This window comes from Limnothrix sp. FACHB-881 (genome assembly GCF_014698135.1).
In the GTDB taxonomy this organism is placed as follows: domain Bacteria; phylum Cyanobacteriota; class Cyanobacteriia; order CACIAM-69d; family CACIAM-69d; genus CACIAM-69d.
Window position 1 is genome coordinate 115,904 of record NZ_JACJSN010000008.1, and the last position, 22,054, is coordinate 137,957.

A 22,054-nucleotide genomic window follows, 5' to 3' on the forward strand; every position below is an offset into this window, starting at 1 on the left:
CATGCCGACCGCTATGATTCGCCCCCAAACGCAGCGATCCAAGTCGCGAGAAGGTGACAGTGCCGATTTGGTTCGCGCCTATTTGCACGAAATTGGCCGAGTTCCGTTGCTGACTGATGAACAGGAAATTATTCTGGGCAAGCAAGTGCAGCAAATGATGCGGCTCTTGGACATCCAGGAGAAGCTGATGGGCGAGTTGGATCGATCGCCCACGGAGCAGGAATGGGCCGCCGCCGCCCAGCTTTCGGTGGAAGATCTGCGCCAGCAGTTGCGGGTGGGCGATCGGGCAAAGAAAAAAATGATTGAAGCCAACCTGCGTCTTGTGGTTTCGATCGCCAAGAAATACCAAAAACGCAACCTAGAACTCTTAGACCTGATCCAAGAAGGCAGCTTGGGTTTGGAGCGCGGGGTGGAAAAGTTTGACCCCATGATGGGCTACAAATTTTCAACCTATGCCTACTGGTGGATTCGCCAAGCGATCACGCGGGCGATCGCCCAACAATCACGCGCCATTCGCCTGCCGATTCACATCACCGAAAAGCTGAATAAGGTGAAGCGGGTGCAGCGGGAGTTAACCCAAAAACTGGGTCGATCGCCCAAGCTCTCGGAAGTGGCGGCCGAGCTGGAATTGGAACCGGCCCAAGTGCGGGAATTCATGCTGATTTCGCGGCAACCGGTTTCCCTGGAGTTGCGAGTGGGCGACAACCAAGACACGGAACTTCAGGACTTGCTGGAAGATGAAGGCGATCTGCCGGAAGATTACGCCAGCCGCGAGGCCCTGCGCTTGGATTTGCAAGCCCTGTTGGCGGAGCTGACTCCTCAACAACGGGATGTGATTACCCTGCGTTTTGGCCTCGAAGATGGTCGGGAACTATCTTTGGCTAAGGTGGGCGATCGACTCAACATCAGCCGTGAGCGGGTGCGCCAGTTGGAACACCAAGCCCTGAAGCAACTGCGCCGTCGCACCGATGTGCGGGAATATTTGGCGAGCTAACGGCCGCCTTAATCCGCCTGCAACAAACCGATTGCAATAAACCGATTGCAACCGACTAATTTCAACAAACGAATTGCAACAAAAAGCGGCGTTCCCGATCGGGTCGCCGCTTTCCAGTTCTAGTTGCGTCGTTTTAGTGCATCCGAGGAAACGGAAAATCTGTCGTGAGGCAAGCCGCGTCTCCCAAAACGCGATTGCATCAGGAATTCAATCTTCGCAGTGTGATATCCGGTCGGATTTGCTTCGACCTGATTGTAGCTGAAGATACGAAAAATTTTGTAACATTTTTTTGCAAAATCTGGCAAAGATTCTGTGAAGAATTTGCAAGATCTCAAAATACCTGCTGTATCCCTCGCGTTTCCCAAAGCACCGGTAACGGCGATGGCCCTTGAAAGATGACTCTCCAACTCTCCCGATCGCTCCTGGAGCAACTGTGTCGAGCAGCGGAAGCGGCTTTGCCCTATGAATGTTGCGGCCTGTTGCTGGGCCGGCAAGTGCGCACCCCAGTTGAATCACCGGTTGAATTACCGATTGAGTCACCAGTCGGCCCAAGGGATCCAGCCCCCGCAGGTTCCATGGGGGCGATCGAGGCGATTGTCTATGAGCTGTGGCCCGCCAATAACGATTGGGAACAGCTCACCGATGAACCCTTTCGCACCTTGGATCCGATCCCCGCTGGCGAAACCAGTCCTGAGCGTCGCTATGCGATCGCCCCGGCCACGATGTTGGCGGCCATGCGGGCCGGTCGTGCCCGTAACCTTGATATCATTGGGGTTTATCATTCACACCCGCAACATCCGGCCGTTCCATCCGAGTTCGATCGCGCCTGTGCTTGGCCTGACTACTCGTACCTGATCCTGTCGGTAAAAGGCGATCAAACTGTGGACTGGCAAAGCTGGCGACTCAATCTCGATCGCCAGTTTCAGCCCGAGCCGATCGTTCTTTGTGGATCCTGATTGTTGATCTCAACTGCCCCTGGCGCGCCCGGTTGCTTAGCCACTGCGATTCGTTGATTCCCCCCAAGGCCGATCGCCCCCCAAGGTGATGCCTAGATGGGAAACCCCTCACAGCGATCGAAGGCGCGATCGCCCCCCCGCGATCGGGCATCGAACCCAAACCACCTCGCAACCTATGCTGAATATCGATACCAGCAACACACAACTCCTAAAAGAAGAGTACGAACGCTACTCTCGACACCTCATCCTGCCCGAAGTGGGACTGGAAGGCCAAAAGCGCCTGAAAGCCGCCAGCGTGCTCTGCATTGGCAGCGGCGGTTTGGGTTCGCCCCTGCTGCTCTACCTCGCCGCCGCCGGCATTGGCCGGATTGGCTTGGTGGACTTTGACGTGGTGGACTACTCCAACCTGCAACGCCAAGTCATCCACGGCACATCCTGGGTTGGCAAACCCAAAATCGAATCCGCCAAAAATCGGATCCTCGAAATTAACCCCTACTGCCAAGTGGATTTGTACGAGGCGCGGCTCAGTTCTGAAAACGCCCTCGACATCTTCCGCCCCTACGACATCGTGGTAGACGGAACGGACAACTTCCCCACCCGCTACCTGGTGAACGACGCTTGCGTTCTGCTCGACAAGCCCAACGTTTACGGTTCCATCTTTCGGTTTGAGGGCCAAGCCACCGTCTTTAATTACGAAGGCGGCCCCAACTATCGCGACCTCTATCCCGAACCCCCGCCGCCGGGCATGGTTCCTTCCTGCGCCGAAGGTGGCGTGTTGGGAATTTTGCCGGGGATCATTGGCGTAATCCAAGCCACGGAAACCGTCAAAATCATCTTGGGCAAGGGCACGACCCTGAATGGTCGTCTGTTGCTGTACAACGCCTTGGATATGAAGTTCCGGGAACTGAAGTTGCGGCCCAACCCCGAACGTCCCGTCATTGAAAAGTTGATTGACTATCAACAATTCTGTGGGTTACCGCCCGTGGGCCAAGCCGAAGAAAAACCCGACGTGGCCGAAATGAGCGTCACGGACTTGAAATCGTTGATCGACAGCGGCGAAGACTTTCTGCTGTTGGATGTGCGCAACCCCAACGAGTTTGAAATTGGCCGTATTCCGGGATCGGTGTTGGTGCCGTTGCCAGATATCGAAAGTGGCAGTGGGGTTGGGAAGGTGAAAGACCTGCTCAAGGGCCGCAAGTTGGTGGTTCACTGCAAGATGGGCGGGCGATCGGCCAAGGCCCTCGGGATCCTGCAAAAGTCTGGCATTGACGGCATCAACGTCAAGGGCGGGATCAATGCTTGGAGCCAAGAAGTGGATCCTTCGGTTCCCCAATACTAGTTCTTGATCCCAGCTCAAAATCCCAGCTCGAAATCCCAGCTCAAAATCCCAGCTTGTAGTCCCACTGAGTTGTGCGAATCTGGTTGGCGCAGATCTGGTTGGCGCAAACTTGGTTGGTGAAAATCTGGTTGGTGAAAAGCGGCGGTTAATCTTCATGAAGAGGGCCGCCGCTTTTGCATGGCTCAGTTTCCTGAGATCCTTGGGCAGAGGGCGATCGCCCGTTCCGGGACATGGGGTCGCCTAGACTTTTCAACCCCTTTGGATACAATGGAAATTGAACGGTTCAGTAAAAATTCCTAACTTCCATCGCTCGATTCGTCCATCGAGGGTGCGATCGTTCGGCGCTTTGGCCCTCCGGTCAGCATTGCCCAATCCCTTAACTTTCTTGGGCTAATTGGCTGTCCCTGCCTCAGTTCCGCTCGGTATTTCTGGTCGTCCAAATGCTCTGTCTCCAGTTGTGATGGCCCCCACAGTTCGCCAAGAAAAACATCAGTGGCGCAAGCTGAGTTTCCCTTCAACGCTGCATTTGTGCCCTGTTCTGGATTTGTTAGTGGAAGATGTCCCGGAGCCTTGGCGCTTTGAAGTGCGCCTTGGGTTACAGGAGGCTTTGGTCAATGCGGTGAAGCATGGTAATGGCCTTGATCCGGGAAAACGAGTGTGTGTTCACTTTTCTGCTCGCAGCCACCGCTACTGGTGGATGATTTCTGATCGGGGGGGAGGATTTAAGCCCCCTTGTTGTTGCCATGCGCCGCCGTTGCCACCCGTGGCCATGGATGCGGATCTGGATGATGTAACCATGGATTTGGATGCGGTGGAAGACCTGCTGCCGGGTAACGAGGGGGAATGCGGCCGCGGTTTGTTCATCCTGCATCAAGTGTTCGATCGGGTGGAGTGGCAAGAAGGCGGCCGCGTGTTGCATCTGTACAAGGAAACGGATCCGATCCGGGTCTCGAAACGGCAGCGGTTGGCCCAAGCGGCCCAAGGTTTGCGGGCCAGTTTGCGAGAACGCTATGTGGCGCTAGTGCGTTAGCGACCATGATCCGGGCAGGGCGGGGCGCTCACGGTGCGATCGAGCCATCCCGCCGCCTGCTGCAAATGCTCTAGGGCCATTTGGGGTTGGTCGCGCAACAGGGCCACCAAGGCCGCCGCCGCCTGTTCCCGGGCCCGGATCGATCGATTGCCCTTTTGTCGATGCCAATCCCCGTTGCCCAGCGCCAAACGCGATGCGAGCACCTGCGCCAGTTCTAAATCGGTCAGCTCTTGACAGGACTTGGCTTCCAGGGGGTTGGTAATCGGCTGGTGGGCAAAAAGGGAAGGTTTCATGGGTTGCTCGATCGCCCAATTGAAGCTGGGGGCAAGAAATCAAGAAATATTGCCTTCAGTGTGGCGACCTTTCCCAAAAAAATCAAATCTAATTACTGATCCCAACCATTGGATCCAAACCATTTGTCCAAGCTACCAGAGACAAGGGGCTTAGGGCCTGTCGTCAAATCGCCCAAAACCCTGACGATCTCATCCTCCCAACCGCCCAGTCCCCGCCCAGTCCCCGCCCAGTCCCCGCCCAGTCCCCGCCCAGTCCCCGCCCAGTCCCCGCCCAGTCCCCGCCCAGTCCCCGCCCAGTCCCCGCGATCCTTGGGTGTTCCCAGGGGTGGACAGGGTTGTAGCGATCGCCCGGGTTAGGGTTGGGAGACCCAACCCCTACGGCGATGGAAATATGGAAAAGGCGATATCCCCTAAGCCCCTTGCCCCCTGATCGCGAAATGATCGGCAACTTCGAGGTGACGATCGGCTCAGGTTACTGGTTGCGCAATTACGATTCCACGATCGTTAATTCACCATCCCGAAAATGGCCGCGAAACTTCCCTTCAAATTGCACCAGGAAAGGAAAGTTGGCGCTGACGGGGCGGCCCTGGTGCTCGGTGACGATCGCAATGATTTCCCCTTCCTTGCCTTCCAAGTTGTAGGGTTTGCCCCGATGCTCCGGGTAGTGGTAGACCTCTACGGTGGTGCTGACACGCACGCGATCGCCGACTTTCATAACCTCTGACAGCTCGCTAATAAACTTGGGTGGTTGAGCACGATCTGGAATGCCCAGAACGCAGGATTACCTACGTGGCGTTCGGTTCCAGTCGCGATTTTGGTCGTGATTCTGGATTTTCCCACACAAACCGCAGCGGAAACGGGTGATTAAGAGATCAATAACTAGCCATCAAAAAACTAGCCATCAAAAAATTCACGGGCTAAGGGCCGGGAACGGGGAGTTCTTCGGTGGTGGTGTTGGGCGCAGGCGTGCCCGGCTGTGTGGAGCGGGTGGGTGCGGAGGGCGTACGGTCGGGATCGGGTCGATCGCCCCCGGAGGGACGCAGGGTGAGGGCCAGGGCGATCGCCCCCAAAATGACCAAGGCGATCGCGCCCAGCCCTATCCACTGGGGTTTGCTCAGGCCCGGGTGCGATCGGCGGCGACGCTGGGAACGGGGAGGACGGCTGGTGGTTTGCAACAGGGCTTGGGACGCTTCGGACATTTCCGATTCCCAGGTGGCCGGAGCCAGGGCCACGGCTTCGGGGGCCGCCGTCCAGGGATCGGGAATGCCCACGTTCAGGGGACTGAGACGACAAAGCAGGGCCACAGCGGTGGTGTTGTCGCTGCCATTGGTGGCGACGGCGGCGGCCACCCAGGCCTTGAGGGTTTCGTTGAGCGATCGCGTGCCGGTCACAATTCCCAATCCATATTCCCGCCAGCTTTGTTCCACCCAACCCTGATCGCTGAACCCATCGGAACAAAGCAACAGCAGCCCATCCTCATCCACAATCCAGCGCTGAACATGGGGTTGCAGATTGTCCGCTTCCTTCGCTCCCAAGGCCTGGGCGATCGCGCTGCCATTGGGTTGGTTCAGGGCTTCGCGATAGGAACGGAAACCGGTTTCTGCTTCGCGGCCCGCCAGGTCGTCATCCACCGTCAAGGGAATGCAGCCGCCCATGGAAATCCAATAGGCTCGGCAGTCGCCCACATGAGCAATGTAGAGATCGCGGGCAATGGTGGTTTGCTCCACGAAGGGGGGCCGCAGGGGTTGGGGCAGGGCGATCGCCAGGGCGGCGGTGGTGGCCATCCGCTGGCGGGCTTCCCGGCCTTGGCTGTCGTTTTGGGTGGCAATCAGATTGTTGGCTACCCGCAGCATGGCCCGAATCTGTTCCGTGGCGATCGGGGCTTCGATCGATTCGCCACTTGTAATCGCCTCGGAAATCAAAGCTTGGGCCTGCAATTGCAACGACTGCATGGCCATTTGGCTGGCCACTTCACCTCGTTCGCGCCCACCCAACCCATCGCAAACAATCGCCACGCCGGGATCGATCGCCCCCACGGGCGGTAAGGGCGAAAAGGTGTCGGGATAGCAGGTGTCCTCGTTGTTTGATCGCTGGCGGCCCGGATCCGTGAGGCCCGCTGCGATCACCGTCAAATCGTATTGGGCTTGGGTTTCTTGGATCAGGCGATCGAGCAGGGTGGCCGCTCCGGCCGGATTCAACGCGCCTTGGCGAATTTGGGTACACCAGTCCTGAAGCCGAACCCCCAGCAGGGCATCATTTTCCGTCGAGACCTGCGGCAACCAACCGGTGAGCCAAGCAAACCACAAATCTCCCAACCGCCGAAAATTCCCTTCCCGATCGGCCTCATCGGCCATCAACTCCCGTAGCCACAAACGCCCCCCCTGAATCCGCACGTTTTGCAACGAAAGCAGGCTGGCTGTCACCCCTTCCGCTGCCAGGGCGGGCCATAGGTCTAACAGTTGCCGCAACCAGTGGAGCCGCCGCAGATTCCGGGCCCCACCCCAAGCCTCATTAATGCTCGGGTAAGGTTGCCCCTGATCGTTCAGGGGAGCGTTTTCCAGCAGGATCGTATCGGGTGACTGATCACCCATCAAGCAAAGACCATAAAACTGAGGCAAGTGGCGGGCCCAACGATGGAGCCGCAGATAGGGCAGGGCCCGATCGGGCAGTTGGGGCGGCACATCGGGCGATCGGGCCGGTTCCGTCTCCAGCCACACGGACGGTGCTTGCACGTAATAGCGCCCGGCCACCATGCTGCCCACCGGAATTGCTGCCGCCACTTCTCCCACGGCCCACAGGTAGCGATAGAGCAGCGGTGTTTGGCACTCGCTACAGCGCTCCCGCCCGATCGCATTGCGAGGTTGGGCACAACTTGGATTTACGCAGTAGATGGGCGGCTCAAGTCCGTTCATTGCTGGCAAGCACAGTAGCGGATACCGCTCGATTGTATCCCTGGAATCTTCCGGATCCCGCCGATCCACGGATCCCAATTGATGAATCCAGTTGATTCAACTGGATGACTCCGTGGATCGATCGATTCAACAGTGTTCACCGTTCACCGGAAACGAATCAACGGGCCCCATCAACAGGACAGCCCAAAACCCGAAAGCTAGAATGGCCTCAGACCGGTCGGCTCTTGCCACCCCTCCCTTCTGAACAGCCGGTTCCTATGTCCTTAACCACCCTTTGGATCCTGCTCGGTGCAGGGTTGTGTTTAGCAGAACTGTTTGTGCCCACGGCCTTTGTGGCGGCGGTGATGGGAGTCAGTGCGCTGGTGGTGGCTCTGGTGTCGGTGGTGTTGCCCAGTGCGCCCCTGCAAGTGGGGCTGTGGTTGGGGTTGTCGGTGGTGATGATTCGGGCGGCCCGGCAATGGCTCGATCGCCCCGCCCCGAAGCAACATTGGGACGCGATTGAGGGGCAAACCCTCACCGCGATCGCCCCCGGCCAACCCGGCCGCGTCCTCTATGAAGGACAATCCTGGGCCGCCCGTTGCCAAGACACCAGCCAGGCGATCGCCCCGCAAACCCCTGTGTATATCGTTGGCCGCCAGGGGACAACCCTGTGGGTGCTACCGATCGAGCATTGGCCAGACAACCTAGAACCAGAGGCATAATGAGCACTTTCCTGATCCTTGCCCTCGCCCTGGGCGGCACAGCCCTCTCGGGCATCAAAATCATCAACCAGGGTGATGAAGCCTTGGTGGAGCAGTTGGGAAAATACAAGGGAAAACGCCTGGAACCGGGCATTAACTACGTGATTCCCGTGCTGGAGCGTGTGGCCTATCGGCAAACCTTGCGGGAACGGGTGATTGATATTCCGCCCCAGCAATGCATCACCAGGGACAACGTGAGCATTACGGCCGATGCCGTGGTCTATTGGCGAGTGGTGGATCTCGAGAAATCTTTTTATAAGGTTGAAAATCTGCAAATGGCCATGACGAATTTGGTGCTGACCCAGATTCGATCGGAAATGGGCAAGTTAGAACTGGATGAAACCTTCACCGCCCGGGAACGGGTTAACGAAGTTCTGCTTCAGGATCTGGACATTGCCACGGATCCTTGGGGTGTGAAGGTGACCCGGGTGGAACTACGCGACATCATTCCCTCCAAGGCCGTTCAGGAATCGATGGAGTTGCAAATGTCCGCCGAGCGGCGCAAACGGGCGGCCATTCTCACCTCGGAAGGGGAGCGGGAATCGGCGGTGAACTCCGCCCGCGGCCAAGCGGAGGCCCAAGTGCTGGAGGCTGAAGCTCGGCAAAAGGCGGCTGTTTTGGCGGCGGAGGGGGAACGTCAGGCGATCGTGCTGAAGGCCCGGGCTGACCAAGAGCGGCAGGTGCTGCAAGCCCAGGCCACGGCGCAGGCCCTGAAAATTGTGGCCCAGTCACTTCAGCAAGATCCCAAGGCAGCGGAGGCCCTGCAATTTCTGATCGCCCAAAGCTATTTGGCGACGGGCCAAGCGATCGGCAGCAGCAACAGCAGCAAGGTGATGTTCATGGATCCGCGCAATATTTTGTCCACCCTCGAAAGCCTGAAGACATTGACGGGCGATTAAGCATAGGGGGCGATCGGGCGGCGGCTCCAATGCGCGATCGAGCCAATCCCTCAGCCCTTACCACTCATCAACGGTTCATCAACTGCGCAAGTTGTTGCGTCATTGGTCTCAGGCGCTTGGGCAATCTTCCGGCCCTGCGCTTAAATGGGGGCGGGACTTACGGCGCTCGGCCTTGGATCGATCGGGATGGATCGGGATCGGTCAGGATCGATCGGGACTGGATGGATTCTGGGTTTGGATCTGGACTCGGATCGAGTCGATCGAGCCGTTGCGACCATTTCCCAATCAGCTTCCCCGGGACTCAGCGAGGCATTGACCCAACCATGAAGTACGGAATCGACATTGGCCACAACGCCCCTCCCGACACGGGGGCACGCGGCATCCGGTTTGAAGACGAGCTGACCATGGCCGTTGGCACAAGGGTAATCAACAAGTTGCGGGCCTTGGGGCATACGGTGGTGAATTGCTCACCGCGTAGCGCCTCCAGCGTCACCAACTCCCTTTGGCAGCGCTGTAATGTGGCAAATCTCAACCGGGTTGATGCGTTTGTGTCGATTCACTTCAACTCCTTCAACACGGTGGTGAGTGGTACGGAAGTTTTTGCAGCCAGCGCCACAGGTGAACGGTTGGCGGCTCCCGTGCTGCGCGAAATTGTGGCCCTGGGGTTCAACAGCCGTGGGGTCAAAAATGGCGCACATTTATACGTGATTCGCAACACGTCTGCACCGGCCATCTTGGTGGAATGCTGTTTTTGCGATTCCCGTCGGGACATGGATTTGTTTGATCCCGAAAAGATGGCTAACGCGATCGTGAAGGGGTTAACGGGACAATTACCCAAGCCGGAGCCAACCCCAACCCCGGTGCAGTCCAGTGCCCAGGTTTTGGAATTGCAGCGCACCTTGAACCGGCTCCGAATTTTGGATCGCAACAACCAGCGCCTAGCCGAAGATGGGTTCATTGGCCCGTCCACCACATCGGCCACCCAACGATTGCAGGCGATTTTGGGTTTGGTGACGGATGGGGTGGCGGGCGATCGCACCTGGGTGAACATTCGGCAAATTTTGGCCAAGCCGATTTTGCGGCCCAACCAAACCTCCGGCCCCGCTGTGCGCTACTTGCAATTTCGGGTGGGTGTGGCGATCGATGGCATCTATGGCCCCGGAACTCTGGATGCGGTGCGCCGTTTCCAAACCCAAAACCGCCTGACGGTGGATGGCATTGTGGGGCCGCAGGCTTGGGCTGCCCTGATTGGCTAGCGGAATGGGCCTCAAGGCCTGAGTAATCACGATCGCCCGCTTATGCACTAGAAAACACAAAGAGGCCGATCAATTGCCCATGAATAGCAATCGATCGGCCTGGCTAAGGGCTTGGGTTTCCCAACCTTTGCTCGGTTATTGAGCAGTCGCCGAGACTGAATCCCAGCATTCAAGCCCGAAACTTCAAAATTGCAACTTCAAGGCCGGCCCTCAATTCAGCGGCCGGTTCCAAGCCGGCCACGATTTAAACCTTTTTAAACCTTTGTGGCAGCTAAACCTTGGTGCGATCGGTCAAAATCTCAAAGCCATCCTCCGTCACCAGCACCGTATGCTCCCACTGGGCTGACCAGGAGCGATCGACCGTTACGGCCGTCCACTTGTCACTCAAAATTTTGGTTTTCTTGGAACCCGCATTCAAAATCGGCTCGATCGCCAGGGTCATCCCCGCCCGCAACCGTACATTCGGCAGCTCACGGGTTCGGAAATTAAACACCGCCGGTTCTTCGTGCAGGTTGCGCCCCACGCCGTGACCGGTGAAATCTTCCACCACCGAGTAGCCATTGGCCTTCACCACGTCCTCGATCGCCCCGGCAATGTCCAGCAGCGTTCCACCGGGCTTCACCTGATGAATTCCGGCAAACAAGGCTTCTTCCGCAACTCGTGCCAGGCGATCGGCCTCCGGAGAGACCTGCCCCACCCGCACCGTCACACAGGAATCGCCATGGAACCCGTTGAAATAGGCTCCCGTGTCCACCTTCACAAGGTCACCACTTTGGATCGTCTTTTTCGAGTTGGGAATTCCATGCACCACTTCATTATTAATGGAGGCGCAAATGGAAGCCGGGAACCCGTGATAGCCCTTGAAGCTGGGCACGGCTCCCATTTCGCGAATTCGCTTTTCCGCGTGGCGATCGAGGTCAGCCGTGGTCATGCCCGGTTCTGCCAACTCCAGAATTTCCTTCAGCACCGTTGCCACGATCGCCGAAGCCTGCCGCATGATCTCGATCTCGCGCTTCGATTTGATTTCAATACCCCGGCGATTTTTTTGAATGCGCGGGCCCGTTTGCGAGTCGGCAGGCTTGGACTTGGGCAGCAGGTCGGCAAAAACGTTCATGGTGTTAGCAGGTGGTGTTAGCGATCGAAGCGACAGTGGGGAAGGCAATGTCCCTCTAGAGCTTATCAAAAAACTTTACAAGCCTGGGGGACTCTGGCCGGGGCTGGGTAACAGCCGGGTGCTTGCCCAACTGCAAGCGGCGATCGCCCGTCAAAGCCCCGGGGAGGTCAAGGCTCCCTACTGAATCAGAATTTCGCCGGTCATGCCCGCCGCCTGGTGGCCAGGCACGGTGCAACGGAGGGTATATTTGCCCGATCGCACCGGCACAAACACCCAATCGGCCACCGTGTTAGGGCGCAATTCCAACTCATGAATCGCGCCCTTAACTTCCACATTGCCCGCATCAACCTTCTGCGACCAAATGGCATCGGCAAAATCTTTGGCCGTGAAATAGTGTTTGGTGGGGCTGTTGTTGCTCAGGCGCAGTTTGTAGCGCTTGCCGGCCTCGAAGGTCAATTGATTGGGCACAAAGCGCAATTCTCCAGAGGTGGTTCCCAGTTCCACGGCCACTTCCACGGGGGTTTGCTGACTTAAGGCCACGGCCGGAGCGGCCCAAGCCGGTGCGCACCCAATTCCCGTCAGCCACAGCCCAGCAATCAGCAATGGCATCAGGATCGATATCAGGATCGATCGCCCGATCGCTCGTTTGGCTGTTTTGAACCCCAGTTGCGTCTTAGCAAGTAAGGTTGTCCTTGTTGACGCATGGGAATCGATCGAAAAAAATGTCAATTTCCGTAAGTTCTGAATTTTCATACTCCTAATTTCCCAATTCTCGAAAAGGTGATTCAATCAAGCTGGGTTACCTCGTCATTTTCTTGATCTTTGATTAATCAACAAATCAATAACCCATTCAATGATTGAGAAACAGTCAAAAACATCTTTCAAAACAAGACAAAAAAGCCCGAAGCTCGATTTTGGTAATGAATTGGATCGATTACCCCACAGCCCTAATTGTCCTAAATCTAGTGTAGGACGGGTTGGTGGCTTCACAAATGGTGAATCACTGCACAGGAGTGCGGTTACTGACTAAAAAACAAGATTGGAAAACCACGTGCGAGATCGATATTGGTGGATCGATCTCGCCAGGGTAAGGCATACTCAAAGTGACCCTTGACCATGCCACTTCTCCCGAACAGCCGCCCTGTGCTCTGAACAGTCTGCAAGAGCACAGCGTTTGTTGTCTAATTCCTGATGTAATGGAGGAGATTTGCATGATTGGCGGTAATCAACGGACTGTTGCGCTCATTGCCCTGGATGATGCTGATGCTGCCAAAAGCGACTGGTAAGCTCCCGCTATCGCCCTGGTTCGACTGCGATCGACTCAATTTGGGTGCAGCCCGATTTCCTCTCCCTGGACTCTCGCGTTTTGACCCCTTGGCCCTATGAGCGATATTCCCTCCATCCTCCAAGACCTCGCACGGGAGTTAGAACGCGACCCAGAAATTGTTCGCATTAAAAAACTGCTGCTGTTGGCTTGTACGGGCCACTGGGAAGGCGATAACCAGAAAATTGCCCTGCTCGATACGGGGCGGTTGCTGCAACGGCTGCAATCCTTGTCGCCCACGATGAATCATCTAACGACTCGGTTAAACCGGGCAGCAGCTCACCTGAATAAGCCTCAGGTGTATGGGGTAATTGCCAGTCGCATTAGCCAGCGGTTGGGAAATCTTTGTCATGATCCGGACGGGGAAGCCACCCTCACCAGCACGGAACCGCGTTTGCCGGTGGAGTCTGGAGACGAGCGGACGGTGCTGTCTTTCCAAGGCCCTAGCCAAAGCGCAGAACCGGCGATTGTGGCTCGGGATCCATCCCAGGACACCATGACCAACCGGCCGGTGGTGAATTTGGCGGCCTACGATTGGTTTGCGGTGCGATTTGAATTATTGCGGGCCACAAACCCGTTGCGGGTGAAGATTCTCAGCTTTTTCACGCTGGATCCCCAAACTAGTTTCAATGCCTACACTTGGGCTTCTATTAAGTCGGAATTGCTCGATCGCCTGTTGTATCGGCTCTGCGAAGCTTGTCCAACCCTGGATGATTTGGAAGAACGCTTGCAAAGCACGGTGAATCGTTTCCCGGAAGTGGAAGAATATGCCCAGGCTGCGGAGTCAATGATTCGCGTGCTCGATCGAGCCATCTATTCAGCGGATCCGGAACCGAAACCCCTGGCCCAAGAATCCTTTGGTGCGACGGGACGTTTTCCGGGCTTTGAAATGTTTGGCGAGGCGGCGGAAAAAACGCAACTTAGCTCTGGCTTACCCATGGAAGCTGAGGATGAGGATGATGAGACAGAACGATCGATGTTTGCGATCGAAAATGTCTTTACCCGATCGCATCCCTAGGCACACTGAGGCTGACCTGAGCGATCGCCCTTGGCCCAGCTCTTCGCGCGGCCTGCAAAATTCCCTGTCTTCTTTCCTGGAAGCCCAACAGACCCATGGACGCACAAGCCATCTTGCAACGCTACAAAGCAGGTGAGACCAACTTCAGTGGCCTCAACCTGAGCGGCTGCAAACTGATTCGCGCGGATCTCGTGGGTGTGAATTTCACCGGAGCCGACCTCAGCCACGCCAATTTGATTTTGTCTTACCTTAATCGGGCGGTGTTGCGAGGGGCCAACTTAACCCACATCAAACTGAGCGGGGCCAACCTCGATCGCGCCAACCTGAGTGCGGCAAACTTGCGGGATGCGGACTTGCACGGGGCCCGGCTGGAAGCGGCCGATCTGCGCAATGTGAACCTTTCCCTGTCGATTTTGACCGATGCCAACCTGGTGGAGGCGGATTTGCGCAACGCCAACCTCAGCGGCATCAATGCCCGAGGGGCCTGCCTGCGGGGGGCCAATCTGCGCGAAGAAAAGCGGGTCTATCAAGGGGCCAACCTCCGGGGAGCCGATTTGAGCTTTGCAGACCTGCAAGGGGCGGATTTGTCTGGGGCGGATCTGACCCGTGCGAATTTGACGGGGGCCAATTTGCGGGAAACCGTCCTGCGCGGGGTGAACCTGATGGAAGCCAACCTGAGCGGAGCCATTTTGTGTAATGCGGCCCTCAGCGACAGCAACTTGGAGCGGGCCACGCTACTTCAGGCAAATCTCACGAGTGTGCGGGCCGAGCGAACTATTTTCAATGAATGCAATCTCAACGGCAGTGTTTGTCAGATGGCGCTGTTTGCGGATGCTAAATTTGCCCACGCCAAAATGTTGCAGTCGGATTTTTCCTATGCACGCTTAACTCGGGCTGATTTGCGCCGGGCGGATATGACCCGATCGAACCTGTCCCAGGCGGATTTGGTGGACTCGTTCTTGACACGCACCAATTTACGAGATGCCAACATGACCAAGGTGCTGTTAAATCGGGCGGAAATGAGCAGTGCAAACCTCAACGGCGCAAACTTGACCAACGCCACCATGCCCGACGGCCAAATTTATTATCAAAACTACTAAAATCCCTCAACCGACGACAGTCCCTAGGCCACCTGAGCCAGGGCCGATCGCAGCGCGTCCAAATAGCCCCCCACGTTGTAAGTGTTGAGGCGATAGCTCACCGGGTGGGCAATGAGTCGGGCTGTGCTTTCAAACAACACCTCAATTTCCACCAAGCCGTTCTCTTTGAGGGTGCGCCCCGTGGCCACCAAGTCCACGATCGCCTCAGACATGCCCGTGATCGGCCCCAACTCCACAGAGCCGTAAAGGGGCACAATCTCCACCGGTAGATCCAACGACTGGAAATATTCGCGGGCACAGCGCACAAACTTGGAGGCAATGCGGCTATGGGCCGGCAGGTCGATCGCCCGTTGATAGGGGCCATCCGCCTGAACTGCCACCGACATGCGACAGCCTCCAAAGCCCAAATCCAGCACGTTGGCAACGTTGGGCGCTTTTTCTCGCAGCACGTCGTAGCCCACAATGCCCAACTGCGCTTGGCCGCATTCCACATAAACCGGCACATCACCATTGCGCACTAGCATGGCCCGCGCCGTGCCGGTGGGGTCGGTCACTTGCAGTTGGCGGTTGCTTTTGTCGAGCAGAACGCTGAAGTCTAGGCCCGCAGCGGCTAGCAATTGCACGCTATCGGCCAGAAGGGAGCCTTTGGGAATGGCGATGGTCAGCACAGGGCGATCGGGGGGTGGGATGGGGCAAGGTTTCGCCCGCCTATTGTATAGATCTATTTCCCGCGTGGCGCATCTTTTGTTTGGGTGTTTGTGTTTGTTTGGGTGTTTATTTGGGTGTTCGTGTCCCTTGGGCTTCATTGCGGCCCAAGCTGGCGCTAACGTCGCTGACTCGATCGACCGCTGGGCAACAGGGGAAACAGACCCGCCACCACCACGCCCGCCCCAAATCCCGTTGCCAACAGGAAACCAAAGGGCATTTGCACGGTGCGAGATCCAAACCACTGCATGGAAACAAGGGTGGCGTTTTGGACGGAAATGAGAGCGATTCCGATCGTTCCTGTGGCCACAATCAGAGCGATCGTCAGATTGGCTAGTTTGCCCATTTTTTACCTGATTTTTGACCTATCGTTTGGACTGAATTTGGTATTTGCCATCGGGTGATTAAACAATTGCTTTCAATGAAACAATTGCTTGAATTGCTTTCAATTAAACAATTGCTTGAAAAAACTGCCCGGAAAGCTACCAGTCTGCCTTAAAAATTACCAAGTGCTGAAGGGGCGATCGGCTAAGGCAGAATTGCGATAGCGGGGATCATGAGACACTTCTTCACCAATCCAGTCTGGTAATTGCACCGGTCGATCGGGGCGATCAAGTTCAATTTCCGCCACGATGAGTCCTGCATTGCTGCCAAAAAATTCATCGATTTCCCAGCAACCTTCCGCACAGGGTAACCGATAGCGAACTTTGTCGATCGGGGGTGAAACACAGAGTGTTGCCAACATTTCCGTGGCATCAATAACGGGAATTTCGTATTCGTATTCCGATCGCGCCAGGCCGTCGGTTTGGCCTTTGATGGTTAGAAATGCCCGATCGCCCGCAATGCGTGCCCGCACGGTGCGCACGGGATCCGACCACAGATAGCCCTGTTGGTAGCGTTTGCCCGGCTGGACAAGATCGCGCCAACGGTTCGATCGCACCAAAAATTTCCGCTCAATCTCGATCGCCATGGGAAGTAGCTGCTGATCAGGATATTGAGTCTGAATATTCAGCCTGGAGTGTTTAGTCTTGAATGTTCAGTTTGGAACCGGTTTGGAACCAGTTTGGAATATTCAGAACCGGGGCTTCAGATCTCCTCTAAATTTTCGAGGATCTCTTCAACCGTTTGGGTTTATTTTTAAGTTTATTGTTAGTTTGCTGTTCCTGAAGGAACGGGATGGAGCTAAGCGGATTCGAACCGCTGACCCCTTCAATGCCATTGAAGTGCTCTACCAACTGAGCTATAGCCCCGTTCAGCGAAGTTAATAATCGCCTAAAAGTTTGGATTCGTCAACCCAAGCGGCCAAATTTTTTTCGGCGGGATTGGGATCAGGTGCGCTAAGGTAGCACTGCTTCTGTAAAGAAGCATTACGAAATTAATCCTCCCGTCGATCGCGCCAGTCCGACTAGCCAATGGCACGAGCCATCGAGTCTTTCGGGGCGATCGGCTCCGGCAGAACTGCTCCACAGCTTTAACTGCTCCCATCAACTGATCGACCCATGAATAACTTTTCAGTTCCTCCAACGGTGTCCTTTGGGTTGCCGATCGGCTTGGATCGATCGCCCCAAAGGCGGTCTCGATCGGGTCGCTGTAATCACCGCCCTGGCCTTTTTGCAAAGCTTGGGTTTGAAACCGAGCCTGAAACGAATTCCCGCGTCAGGCTCGGTTTCATGCCCGTGACGCGGGGGCAACGACAATTTGGCCCACAGCCGATCCGGCGGCGGTGGCTCAGTGGCCTCTGTGGCTTGGCCCTGTTGGCCAGCGGTTGCCAAAACGCCATTCCCCCCAGCGATGCCCAACCGGCCCCGCCGGGAGCCGCCGATCGAGCGGGGCCGCCTTCGGTGGATGTGGCCTTGGCCAAAACCGCCACTCAGCAAACCACCCAGGACTATAGCGGGACGACTCAGCCCTTTCGAGAAGTGGCCGTGCGATCGCGGGTGGAAGGCTACGTGCTAGACATGCGATCGGACGTGGGGCAACCGGTGCGCCAAGGACAATTGTTGGCGCGGGTGGATGCACGGTTGTTGACCTCCGAGGCCGTGGAAGCCCAAGCGGAGGTTTCTGCCCGGGAGCTGGAAGTGGCCAGCAGCCAAGCCCAAATTGGCGAAGCTCAGGCCCGAGTGGGCGAAGCGGAATTGCAACTGCAACAGGCTAAGTCTGATCTCGATCGTCTAGAGCGGTTGTTTCGGGAAGGGGCGATCGCGGAGCAAAGTGTGGAAAATGCCCGCACGGCCGTGGGAACTGCCGCCAAAGCCCTCCAGGCCGCCCGCCAACAGGTGAAAACCCGCCAGCAAACCGTGGCTGTAGCCCGGCGCAGGGTGGCCGCCCAACAGGCGATCGCCGATCAGGCTCGCCAACGTCAGGATTTTGCCCTGGTGCGATCGCCCCTCAGCGGTCTTGTGCTGGCCAAGCTGCTGGAACCCGGCAGCCTGGCCCAACCGGGCAGTGAAATTATCCGCATTGGTGACTTTAGCCAGCTCAAGATTCTGGTGCGCCTGTCCGATCGGGCCCTGGCGGGTGTGCGGCTGGGGCAAGGGGCCCGAGTGCGGCTGGATGCCTTGCCGGGTCAAGAATTTACCGGGCGGGTCACGGCCATTTCTCCCTTGGGCGACGCGGTGGCTCGGCAAGTGCCCGTAGAAATCACCATTCCTAACCCCGATGGGCGCTTAGGGAGTGGGCTGTTGGCCCGGGTGAGCTTTGCCCAGGCGACCACTGCCCGAGTCACCATTCCCGAGCGGGCCTTGGCGGTGGCCGATCTGGCCGATCGCGCTCCCGGTGGGCCGGGGGGACGAGGGGGGCGTTCTGCCGGAGCTGGGCAATCCGCCGCCAACGCGCCGGCTCCCACCCAAGGCACGGTGTTTGTGGTCCAAGGGGAAGGAGAAGCCGTAACCGTTGCACCAAGGGTGGTGCAGTTGGGATCCCGGTTTGATGGCCAGGTGCAGGTGCTCTCGGGTCTGCAACCGGGCGATCGCTATGTCCTGCGCAGTAGCGGCCCCCTGGCCGCGGGCGATCGGGTGCGACTGAGTGCAATTTCTGAACCCGCGAGGTAAGGCAAATGTTTGATTCGCGGCCCACGGGCTTTAGTCTCAGCGCCCTGTCGATTCGTCGTCACATTGCCACCCTGATGTTGGCAGTGGCGGCGATCGTCCTCGGGGGCTTCTTCGTCAGCACCATGCAAGTGGACTTGCTGCCCTCCATCACCTATCCCCGGATTGGTTTACGGGCCGATGCACCGGGCGTGTCACCGGAAGTGGCGATCGATGAAATTACCCGTCCGCTGGAGGAGGCCCTTTCAGCCACCGAAGGCGTGGTGCAGGTGTATTCCCAAACGCGAGAGGGTAGCATCAGTCTAGATTTATATTTCCAGCCGGGCGGCAACTTAGATCAGGCCCTGAATGATGCAACGGCGGCCTTTAACCGGGCCCGGGGCCGACTGCCGGACGCGGTGGAAAATGCACGGCTGTTTAAATTTGACCCCTCCCAGTTACCGGTTTATGAGTTGGCGGTGACCTCCCCTGCCCAATCCCCTGCTCAGTTGCGGGTGTTTGCCGATGAGGAACTCTCGCGCGAGCTGAATGTGGTGGATGGGGTGGCCTCGGTGGATGTGTCCGGTGGGGTGGAAGAAGAGGTGCGGGTCACGCTGGATCTGCAACGGCTCCAGGCGATCGGGCTGGATCTGCAAACGGTGTTGGATGGCTTGAGCGATCGCAACCAAGACATTTCCGGTGGCCGAATCTATGCCCCCGATGGGGAACCCTTGACCCGGGCCACGGGCCGGTTTCGCAGTGCGGCTGAGTTAGCCCAATTGCCCTTTGTGGTGCGGAATGGCAACGGCAGCGCCCCCACCCAAACCGTAACCCTCAGCGACTTTGCCACGGTGGTGGATGGCACGGCGGAGCAGCGGGTGGAAGTGCGCTTGAATGGTCAGCCGTCGGTGAAGCTGAGTGTGCAAAAGCAGCCCGATGCCAACTCGATCGCCGTGGTGGCCGCCGTCAAACAGCGGCTTCAGGAACTGGCGGCCAATGGCACGATTCCGGCGGATGTGACCCTGTTGCCTACCCTAGATGAGTCGGTGTTTATTCAAAACGCCGTCTCCAACGTGATTTCCTCAGGCTTGATGGGGACAGGGTTGGCGGCCTTTGCGGTCTTTATCTTTTTGGGATCCCTGCGCCAAACCCTGATTGTGTCGATTTCGATTCCGCTGGCCACCTTGGCGGCGGTGATTTTGATGCGGTTTTGGGGCCTGACGATCAACGTTTTCAGCTTGGGTGGTTTGGCCCTCGGTGTGGGGATTGTGGTGGATAACTCGATCGTGATGATGGAAGCGATCGTGGAAGGAACCCGCGCCAATGGCCGAGAGGTGGAGCCAGCGGAAGTGGTCGATCGGGCGATCGCCAGCAGCCAAGCGGTGGAGTCGGCCCTGTTGGCTTCCACAAGCACCAACTTGGTGGCCGTGTTGCCCTTTTTGTTCATTGGCGGGTTCATTGCCCTGCTGTTTAATGAACTGATTTTGACCATTAGCTTTGCGGTGGCGGCCTCAATTTTGGTGGCGGCCACGGTGGTTCCAGCCATGGCAGCGCGGTTGCTGGCGGTGCGTTGGTCGAGCGGGGTGGGTCGTTGGTGGCCCCTGCGAGCGTTCGATCGCTGGATGGATGGGGTGATGGTCAACTATGGCCGGCTACTGGGCGGGCTAATGCGGGTGCGGCTGTTGGTGGTGTTGGTCATTGCCACGGCCCTCACGGTCAGCAGCCTGTCGGTGATTGGTTACATTCCCCAAGAAATCCTGCCGCGCATTGCCACGGGCCAGGCGCAATTGGTGGCGATCTTTCCACCCAGCACCACCCTGGAAACAAATCGCCAGGTGATGGAACGGGTTGACCAAATCCTGCGCCAACAGCCGGAAACGGAATACGCCTTCACCACGATCGGGGGATCCCTCTTTGGCAGCAACACCAACGAAAATCCCCTGCGCAGCACTAGCACCATCACCCTGAAACCGGGAGCCAAGGTGGAAGCCTATGTGGAGCGGGTGAATCGGCAACTGCAAAAGCTGAATTTGGTGGATATTCGCCTGCGGTTGCGGCCCGGGGAAGTGCGGGGCTTGATTTTGAATAACTCGCCCGTGCGGGGGGCTGAGTTGGATGTGATTTTGCAGGGCAATGATCCGGCAGCCCTGGCACGGGCCGGGCGGCAGGTGTTGACAGCCCTTGATGAGCAAGCCACGCTGGCGGCCTTCCGGCCCGATGGCGATCGCCCGCAGCCGGAGGTGCAAATTCGCCCGGATCCCACCCGCTTGGCCGATCTGGATCTGGACATCACGGACATTGGCCGGGCGATCGAAACGGCGATTCAAGGTTCCGTGCCCACCCAATTGCAGCGGGGGAACCGGTTGGTTGATGTGCGCGTGCGGCTCGATCGCGCTGCCATCAGCAACCCCTCCCAACTGCTAGACCTGCCCCTGTTTGCCGGGGCCGATCGGCTCGTGCGTCTGGGCGAAGTGGCCAGCCTCGACAGTGCCCAAGCCCCCAGCGAAATTCAGCGGATTAACCAGCGATCGGTGTTTTTGGTGGCCGGGAACCTGAATCCTGGAGCCAGCCTCAGCGATGCCCTGGCGGAAGTGGATCAAATCCTCAGCAAGCTGGAGTTGCCTGCGGGGGTGACCCGGTTGCCCAGCCCCGCCGCCGAAAGCAATCGCCAAATCCAAGGAGCCTTGCCCCTGCTGGGTGGTTTGGCGGCCTTCCTGGTGTTTGTGGTGATGGCGGTGCAATACAACTCCCTAATTGACCCGCTGGTGATCATGTTTGCGATTCCCCTGGCGGTGGCCGGCGGGATTCTCGGTCTCTATTGGACCCAAACGGCGATCGGGGCCACGGTGGTGGTGGGCGCGGTGCTGTTGGTGGGGATCGTGGTGAACAACGCCATCATCATGGTGGAGCTGGCGAACCAACTGCGCGAACAATACCAACTCACCCGCAAAGCCGCGATCGTCCAGGCCGCACCCCAGCGGCTCCGCCCGATCCTGATGACCACGATCACCACGGTTTTGGGGATGTTGCCCATGGCCCTGGGCATGGGGGCTGGCGGAGAATTTCTGCAACCCTTGGGGATTGTGGTGTTTTCGGGGTTGTCTCTGGCCACGTTGCTGACCCTGTTCTTGATCCCCTGCCTTTATGTGTTGATGCATGAGTGGGTGACTTGGCCGGCGGCCTTGCTGAACCGCCGACCCCGGGCGATCGCCCCGGTGCTGGAAGGGCCCCTGGATGGCGAGCCAGAATTGGATCCGGTGACGGTTCCGATCGAACCGTCCGAAGCCGCCACAGCCGGAGATCGGCCGCCGGACTATACCCGTTAAACTCAGAGACCAACGGCGATTG

At 57.7% G+C, this 22,054-nt stretch carries 19 protein-coding genes and 1 tRNA gene; 11 read left to right on the plus strand and 9 right to left on the minus strand.

From position 1 onward, the window contains the following. Position 1: 1 nt before the first annotated feature. The 4 genes from H6G52_RS09785 (at position 2) to H6G52_RS09800 (ending at position 4,319) form a co-directional block, all read left to right on the plus strand. Complete coding sequence (locus H6G52_RS09785; RefSeq protein WP_099533740.1) at positions 2-994, plus strand: RNA polymerase sigma factor, RpoD/SigA family; 993 nt, start codon at positions 2-4, stop codon at positions 992-994. A gap of 395 nt (positions 995-1,389) precedes the next feature. Then, positions 1,390-1,950, plus strand: coding sequence for a M67 family metallopeptidase (locus H6G52_RS09790; RefSeq protein ID WP_190528006.1), 561 nt, complete (start codon positions 1,390-1,392; stop codon positions 1,948-1,950). A 175-nt stretch (positions 1,951-2,125) separates the two neighbouring features. Beyond that, on the plus strand, positions 2,126-3,289 hold the full coding sequence (moeB, locus tag H6G52_RS09795) for a molybdopterin-synthase adenylyltransferase MoeB (protein WP_099533643.1): 1,164 nt from the start codon (positions 2,126-2,128) through the stop codon (positions 3,287-3,289). Between the two features lie 460 nt (positions 3,290-3,749). Further along, positions 3,750-4,319, plus strand: coding sequence for an ATP-binding protein (locus H6G52_RS09800; RefSeq protein ID WP_190354582.1), 570 nt, complete (start codon positions 3,750-3,752; stop codon positions 4,317-4,319). Here the strand turns inward: H6G52_RS09800 and H6G52_RS09805 are convergent. From H6G52_RS09805 to H6G52_RS09815, 3 genes are all read right to left on the minus strand, one after another. Beyond that, entirely contained in the window at positions 4,316-4,612 is a 297-nt protein-coding gene (locus tag H6G52_RS09805; RefSeq protein ID WP_199291485.1) for a DUF6439 family protein, read from the minus strand. The genes H6G52_RS09800 and H6G52_RS09805 overlap by 4 nt on opposite strands. A 487-nt stretch (positions 4,613-5,099) precedes the next feature. Beyond that, the gene (locus H6G52_RS09810) at positions 5,100-5,327 is read right to left on the minus strand and encodes a ferredoxin-thioredoxin reductase variable chain (protein ID WP_099535277.1); all 228 of its coding nucleotides are present in this window, start codon (positions 5,325-5,327) and stop codon (positions 5,100-5,102) included. Between the two features lie 202 nt (positions 5,328-5,529). Then, complete coding sequence (locus H6G52_RS09815) at positions 5,530-7,524, minus strand: PP2C family serine/threonine-protein phosphatase (protein ID WP_143473182.1); 1,995 nt, start codon at positions 7,522-7,524, stop codon at positions 5,530-5,532. A 104-nt stretch (positions 7,525-7,628) separates the two neighbouring features. On the opposite strand from H6G52_RS09815, the gene H6G52_RS09820 reads away from it, so the two are divergent. From H6G52_RS09820 to H6G52_RS18780, 3 genes are all read left to right on the plus strand, one after another. After that, the gene (locus tag H6G52_RS09820) at positions 7,629-8,225 is read left to right on the plus strand and encodes an NfeD family protein (RefSeq protein WP_242026304.1); all 597 of its coding nucleotides are present in this window, start codon (positions 7,629-7,631) and stop codon (positions 8,223-8,225) included. Beyond that, positions 8,225-9,163, plus strand: coding sequence for an SPFH domain-containing protein (locus tag H6G52_RS09825; protein ID WP_199312307.1), 939 nt, complete (start codon positions 8,225-8,227; stop codon positions 9,161-9,163). The genes H6G52_RS09820 and H6G52_RS09825 overlap by 1 nt, the downstream gene beginning before the upstream one ends. 323 nt (positions 9,164-9,486) lie before the next feature. Further along, positions 9,487-10,419: an N-acetylmuramoyl-L-alanine amidase gene (locus H6G52_RS18780; protein ID WP_190528008.1), complete on the plus strand. Its 933-nt coding sequence runs from the start codon at positions 9,487-9,489 to the stop codon at positions 10,417-10,419. 271 nt (positions 10,420-10,690) lie between these two features. On the opposite strand, the gene map is transcribed toward H6G52_RS18780, so the two are convergent. Both map and H6G52_RS09840 read right to left on the minus strand, forming a co-directional pair. Next, entirely contained in the window at positions 10,691-11,533 is an 843-nt protein-coding gene (gene map, locus H6G52_RS09835; RefSeq protein ID WP_099535267.1) for a type I methionyl aminopeptidase, read from the minus strand. Positions 11,534-11,710: 177 nt separating this feature from the next. Beyond that, positions 11,711-12,142, minus strand: coding sequence for a plastocyanin/azurin family copper-binding protein (locus H6G52_RS09840; RefSeq protein WP_099535263.1), 432 nt, complete (start codon positions 12,140-12,142; stop codon positions 11,711-11,713). 773 nt (positions 12,143-12,915) lie between these two features. Here H6G52_RS09840 and H6G52_RS09845 point away from each other — a divergent pair. Together H6G52_RS09845 and H6G52_RS09850 are read left to right on the plus strand one after the other, a co-directional pair. Continuing rightward, positions 12,916-13,875: a hypothetical protein gene (locus H6G52_RS09845; protein ID WP_099535259.1), complete on the plus strand. Its 960-nt coding sequence runs from the start codon at positions 12,916-12,918 to the stop codon at positions 13,873-13,875. 95 nt (positions 13,876-13,970) lie between these two features. Then, positions 13,971-14,975 (plus strand): pentapeptide repeat-containing protein, encoded by a 1,005-nt coding sequence (locus H6G52_RS09850; protein ID WP_099535257.1) that lies wholly within the window; start codon positions 13,971-13,973, stop codon positions 14,973-14,975. A 23-nt stretch (positions 14,976-14,998) separates the two neighbouring features. Here H6G52_RS09850 and hisG read toward each other — a convergent pair whose 3' ends face one another. The 4 genes from hisG to H6G52_RS09870 all read right to left on the minus strand — a co-directional run bounded on the left by hisG (position 14,999) and on the right by H6G52_RS09870 (position 16,930). Beyond that, positions 14,999-15,643 carry an ATP phosphoribosyltransferase gene (hisG, locus tag H6G52_RS09855; protein WP_099535255.1) on the minus strand — a complete coding sequence of 215 codons (645 nt, stop codon included), beginning with the start codon at positions 15,641-15,643 and terminating at the stop codon, positions 14,999-15,001. A gap of 155 nt (positions 15,644-15,798) precedes the next feature. Continuing rightward, the gene (locus H6G52_RS09860; RefSeq protein WP_190354575.1) at positions 15,799-16,026 is read right to left on the minus strand and encodes a DUF1049 domain-containing protein; all 228 of its coding nucleotides are present in this window, start codon (positions 16,024-16,026) and stop codon (positions 15,799-15,801) included. Positions 16,027-16,182: 156 nt separating this feature from the next. Further along, positions 16,183-16,650 carry a CYTH domain-containing protein gene (locus H6G52_RS09865; protein ID WP_190528010.1) on the minus strand — a complete coding sequence of 156 codons (468 nt, stop codon included), beginning with the start codon at positions 16,648-16,650 and terminating at the stop codon, positions 16,183-16,185. A gap of 207 nt (positions 16,651-16,857) precedes the next feature. Next, positions 16,858-16,930, minus strand: a tRNA-Ala gene (locus H6G52_RS09870). Between the two features lie 249 nt (positions 16,931-17,179). On the opposite strand from H6G52_RS09870, the gene H6G52_RS09875 reads away from it, so the two are divergent. Next, positions 17,180-18,730, plus strand: coding sequence for an efflux RND transporter periplasmic adaptor subunit (locus tag H6G52_RS09875; protein WP_242026305.1), 1,551 nt, complete (start codon positions 17,180-17,182; stop codon positions 18,728-18,730). Between the two features lie 5 nt (positions 18,731-18,735). Further along, positions 18,736-22,032 (plus strand): efflux RND transporter permease subunit, encoded by a 3,297-nt coding sequence (locus tag H6G52_RS09880; protein ID WP_190528012.1) that lies wholly within the window; start codon positions 18,736-18,738, stop codon positions 22,030-22,032. Positions 22,033-22,054 lie beyond the last annotated feature (22 nt).

Excerpts from the sequence above, each read along its gene's own strand:
- H6G52_RS09850 (WP_099535257.1), top strand. The coding sequence starts at position 13,971 with ATGGACGCACAAGCCATCTTGCAACGCTACAAAGCAGGTGAGACCAAC.
- H6G52_RS09865 (WP_190528010.1), bottom strand. The coding sequence starts at position 16,650 with ATGGCGATCGAGATTGAGCGGAAATTTTTGGTGCGATCGAACCGTTGG.
- H6G52_RS09815 (WP_143473182.1), bottom strand. The coding sequence starts at position 7,524 with ATGAACGGACTTGAGCCGCCCATCTACTGCGTAAATCCAAGTTGTGCC.
- H6G52_RS09805 (WP_199291485.1), bottom strand. The coding sequence starts at position 4,612 with ATGAAACCTTCCCTTTTTGCCCACCAGCCGATTACCAACCCCCTGGAA.
- moeB (WP_099533643.1), top strand. The coding sequence starts at position 2,126 with ATGCTGAATATCGATACCAGCAACACACAACTCCTAAAAGAAGAGTAC.
- H6G52_RS09875 (WP_242026305.1), top strand. The coding sequence starts at position 17,180 with ATGAATAACTTTTCAGTTCCTCCAACGGTGTCCTTTGGGTTGCCGATC.
- H6G52_RS09800 (WP_190354582.1), top strand. The coding sequence starts at position 3,750 with ATGGCCCCCACAGTTCGCCAAGAAAAACATCAGTGGCGCAAGCTGAGT.
- H6G52_RS09880 (WP_190528012.1), top strand. The coding sequence starts at position 18,736 with ATGTTTGATTCGCGGCCCACGGGCTTTAGTCTCAGCGCCCTGTCGATT.
- H6G52_RS18780 (WP_190528008.1), top strand. The coding sequence starts at position 9,487 with ATGAAGTACGGAATCGACATTGGCCACAACGCCCCTCCCGACACGGGG.
- H6G52_RS09825 (WP_199312307.1), top strand. The coding sequence starts at position 8,225 with ATGAGCACTTTCCTGATCCTTGCCCTCGCCCTGGGCGGCACAGCCCTC.
- map (WP_099535267.1), bottom strand. The coding sequence starts at position 11,533 with ATGAACGTTTTTGCCGACCTGCTGCCCAAGTCCAAGCCTGCCGACTCG.
- H6G52_RS09810 (WP_099535277.1), bottom strand. The coding sequence starts at position 5,327 with ATGAAAGTCGGCGATCGCGTGCGTGTCAGCACCACCGTAGAGGTCTAC.
- H6G52_RS09840 (WP_099535263.1), bottom strand. The coding sequence starts at position 12,142 with ATGCCATTGCTGATTGCTGGGCTGTGGCTGACGGGAATTGGGTGCGCA.
- H6G52_RS09845 (WP_099535259.1), top strand. The coding sequence starts at position 12,916 with ATGAGCGATATTCCCTCCATCCTCCAAGACCTCGCACGGGAGTTAGAA.
- H6G52_RS09785 (WP_099533740.1), top strand. The coding sequence starts at position 2 with ATGCCGACCGCTATGATTCGCCCCCAAACGCAGCGATCCAAGTCGCGA.
- H6G52_RS09860 (WP_190354575.1), bottom strand. The coding sequence starts at position 16,026 with ATGGGCAAACTAGCCAATCTGACGATCGCTCTGATTGTGGCCACAGGA.
- H6G52_RS09790 (WP_190528006.1), top strand. The coding sequence starts at position 1,390 with ATGACTCTCCAACTCTCCCGATCGCTCCTGGAGCAACTGTGTCGAGCA.
- H6G52_RS09820 (WP_242026304.1), top strand. The coding sequence starts at position 7,629 with ATGACTCCGTGGATCGATCGATTCAACAGTGTTCACCGTTCACCGGAA.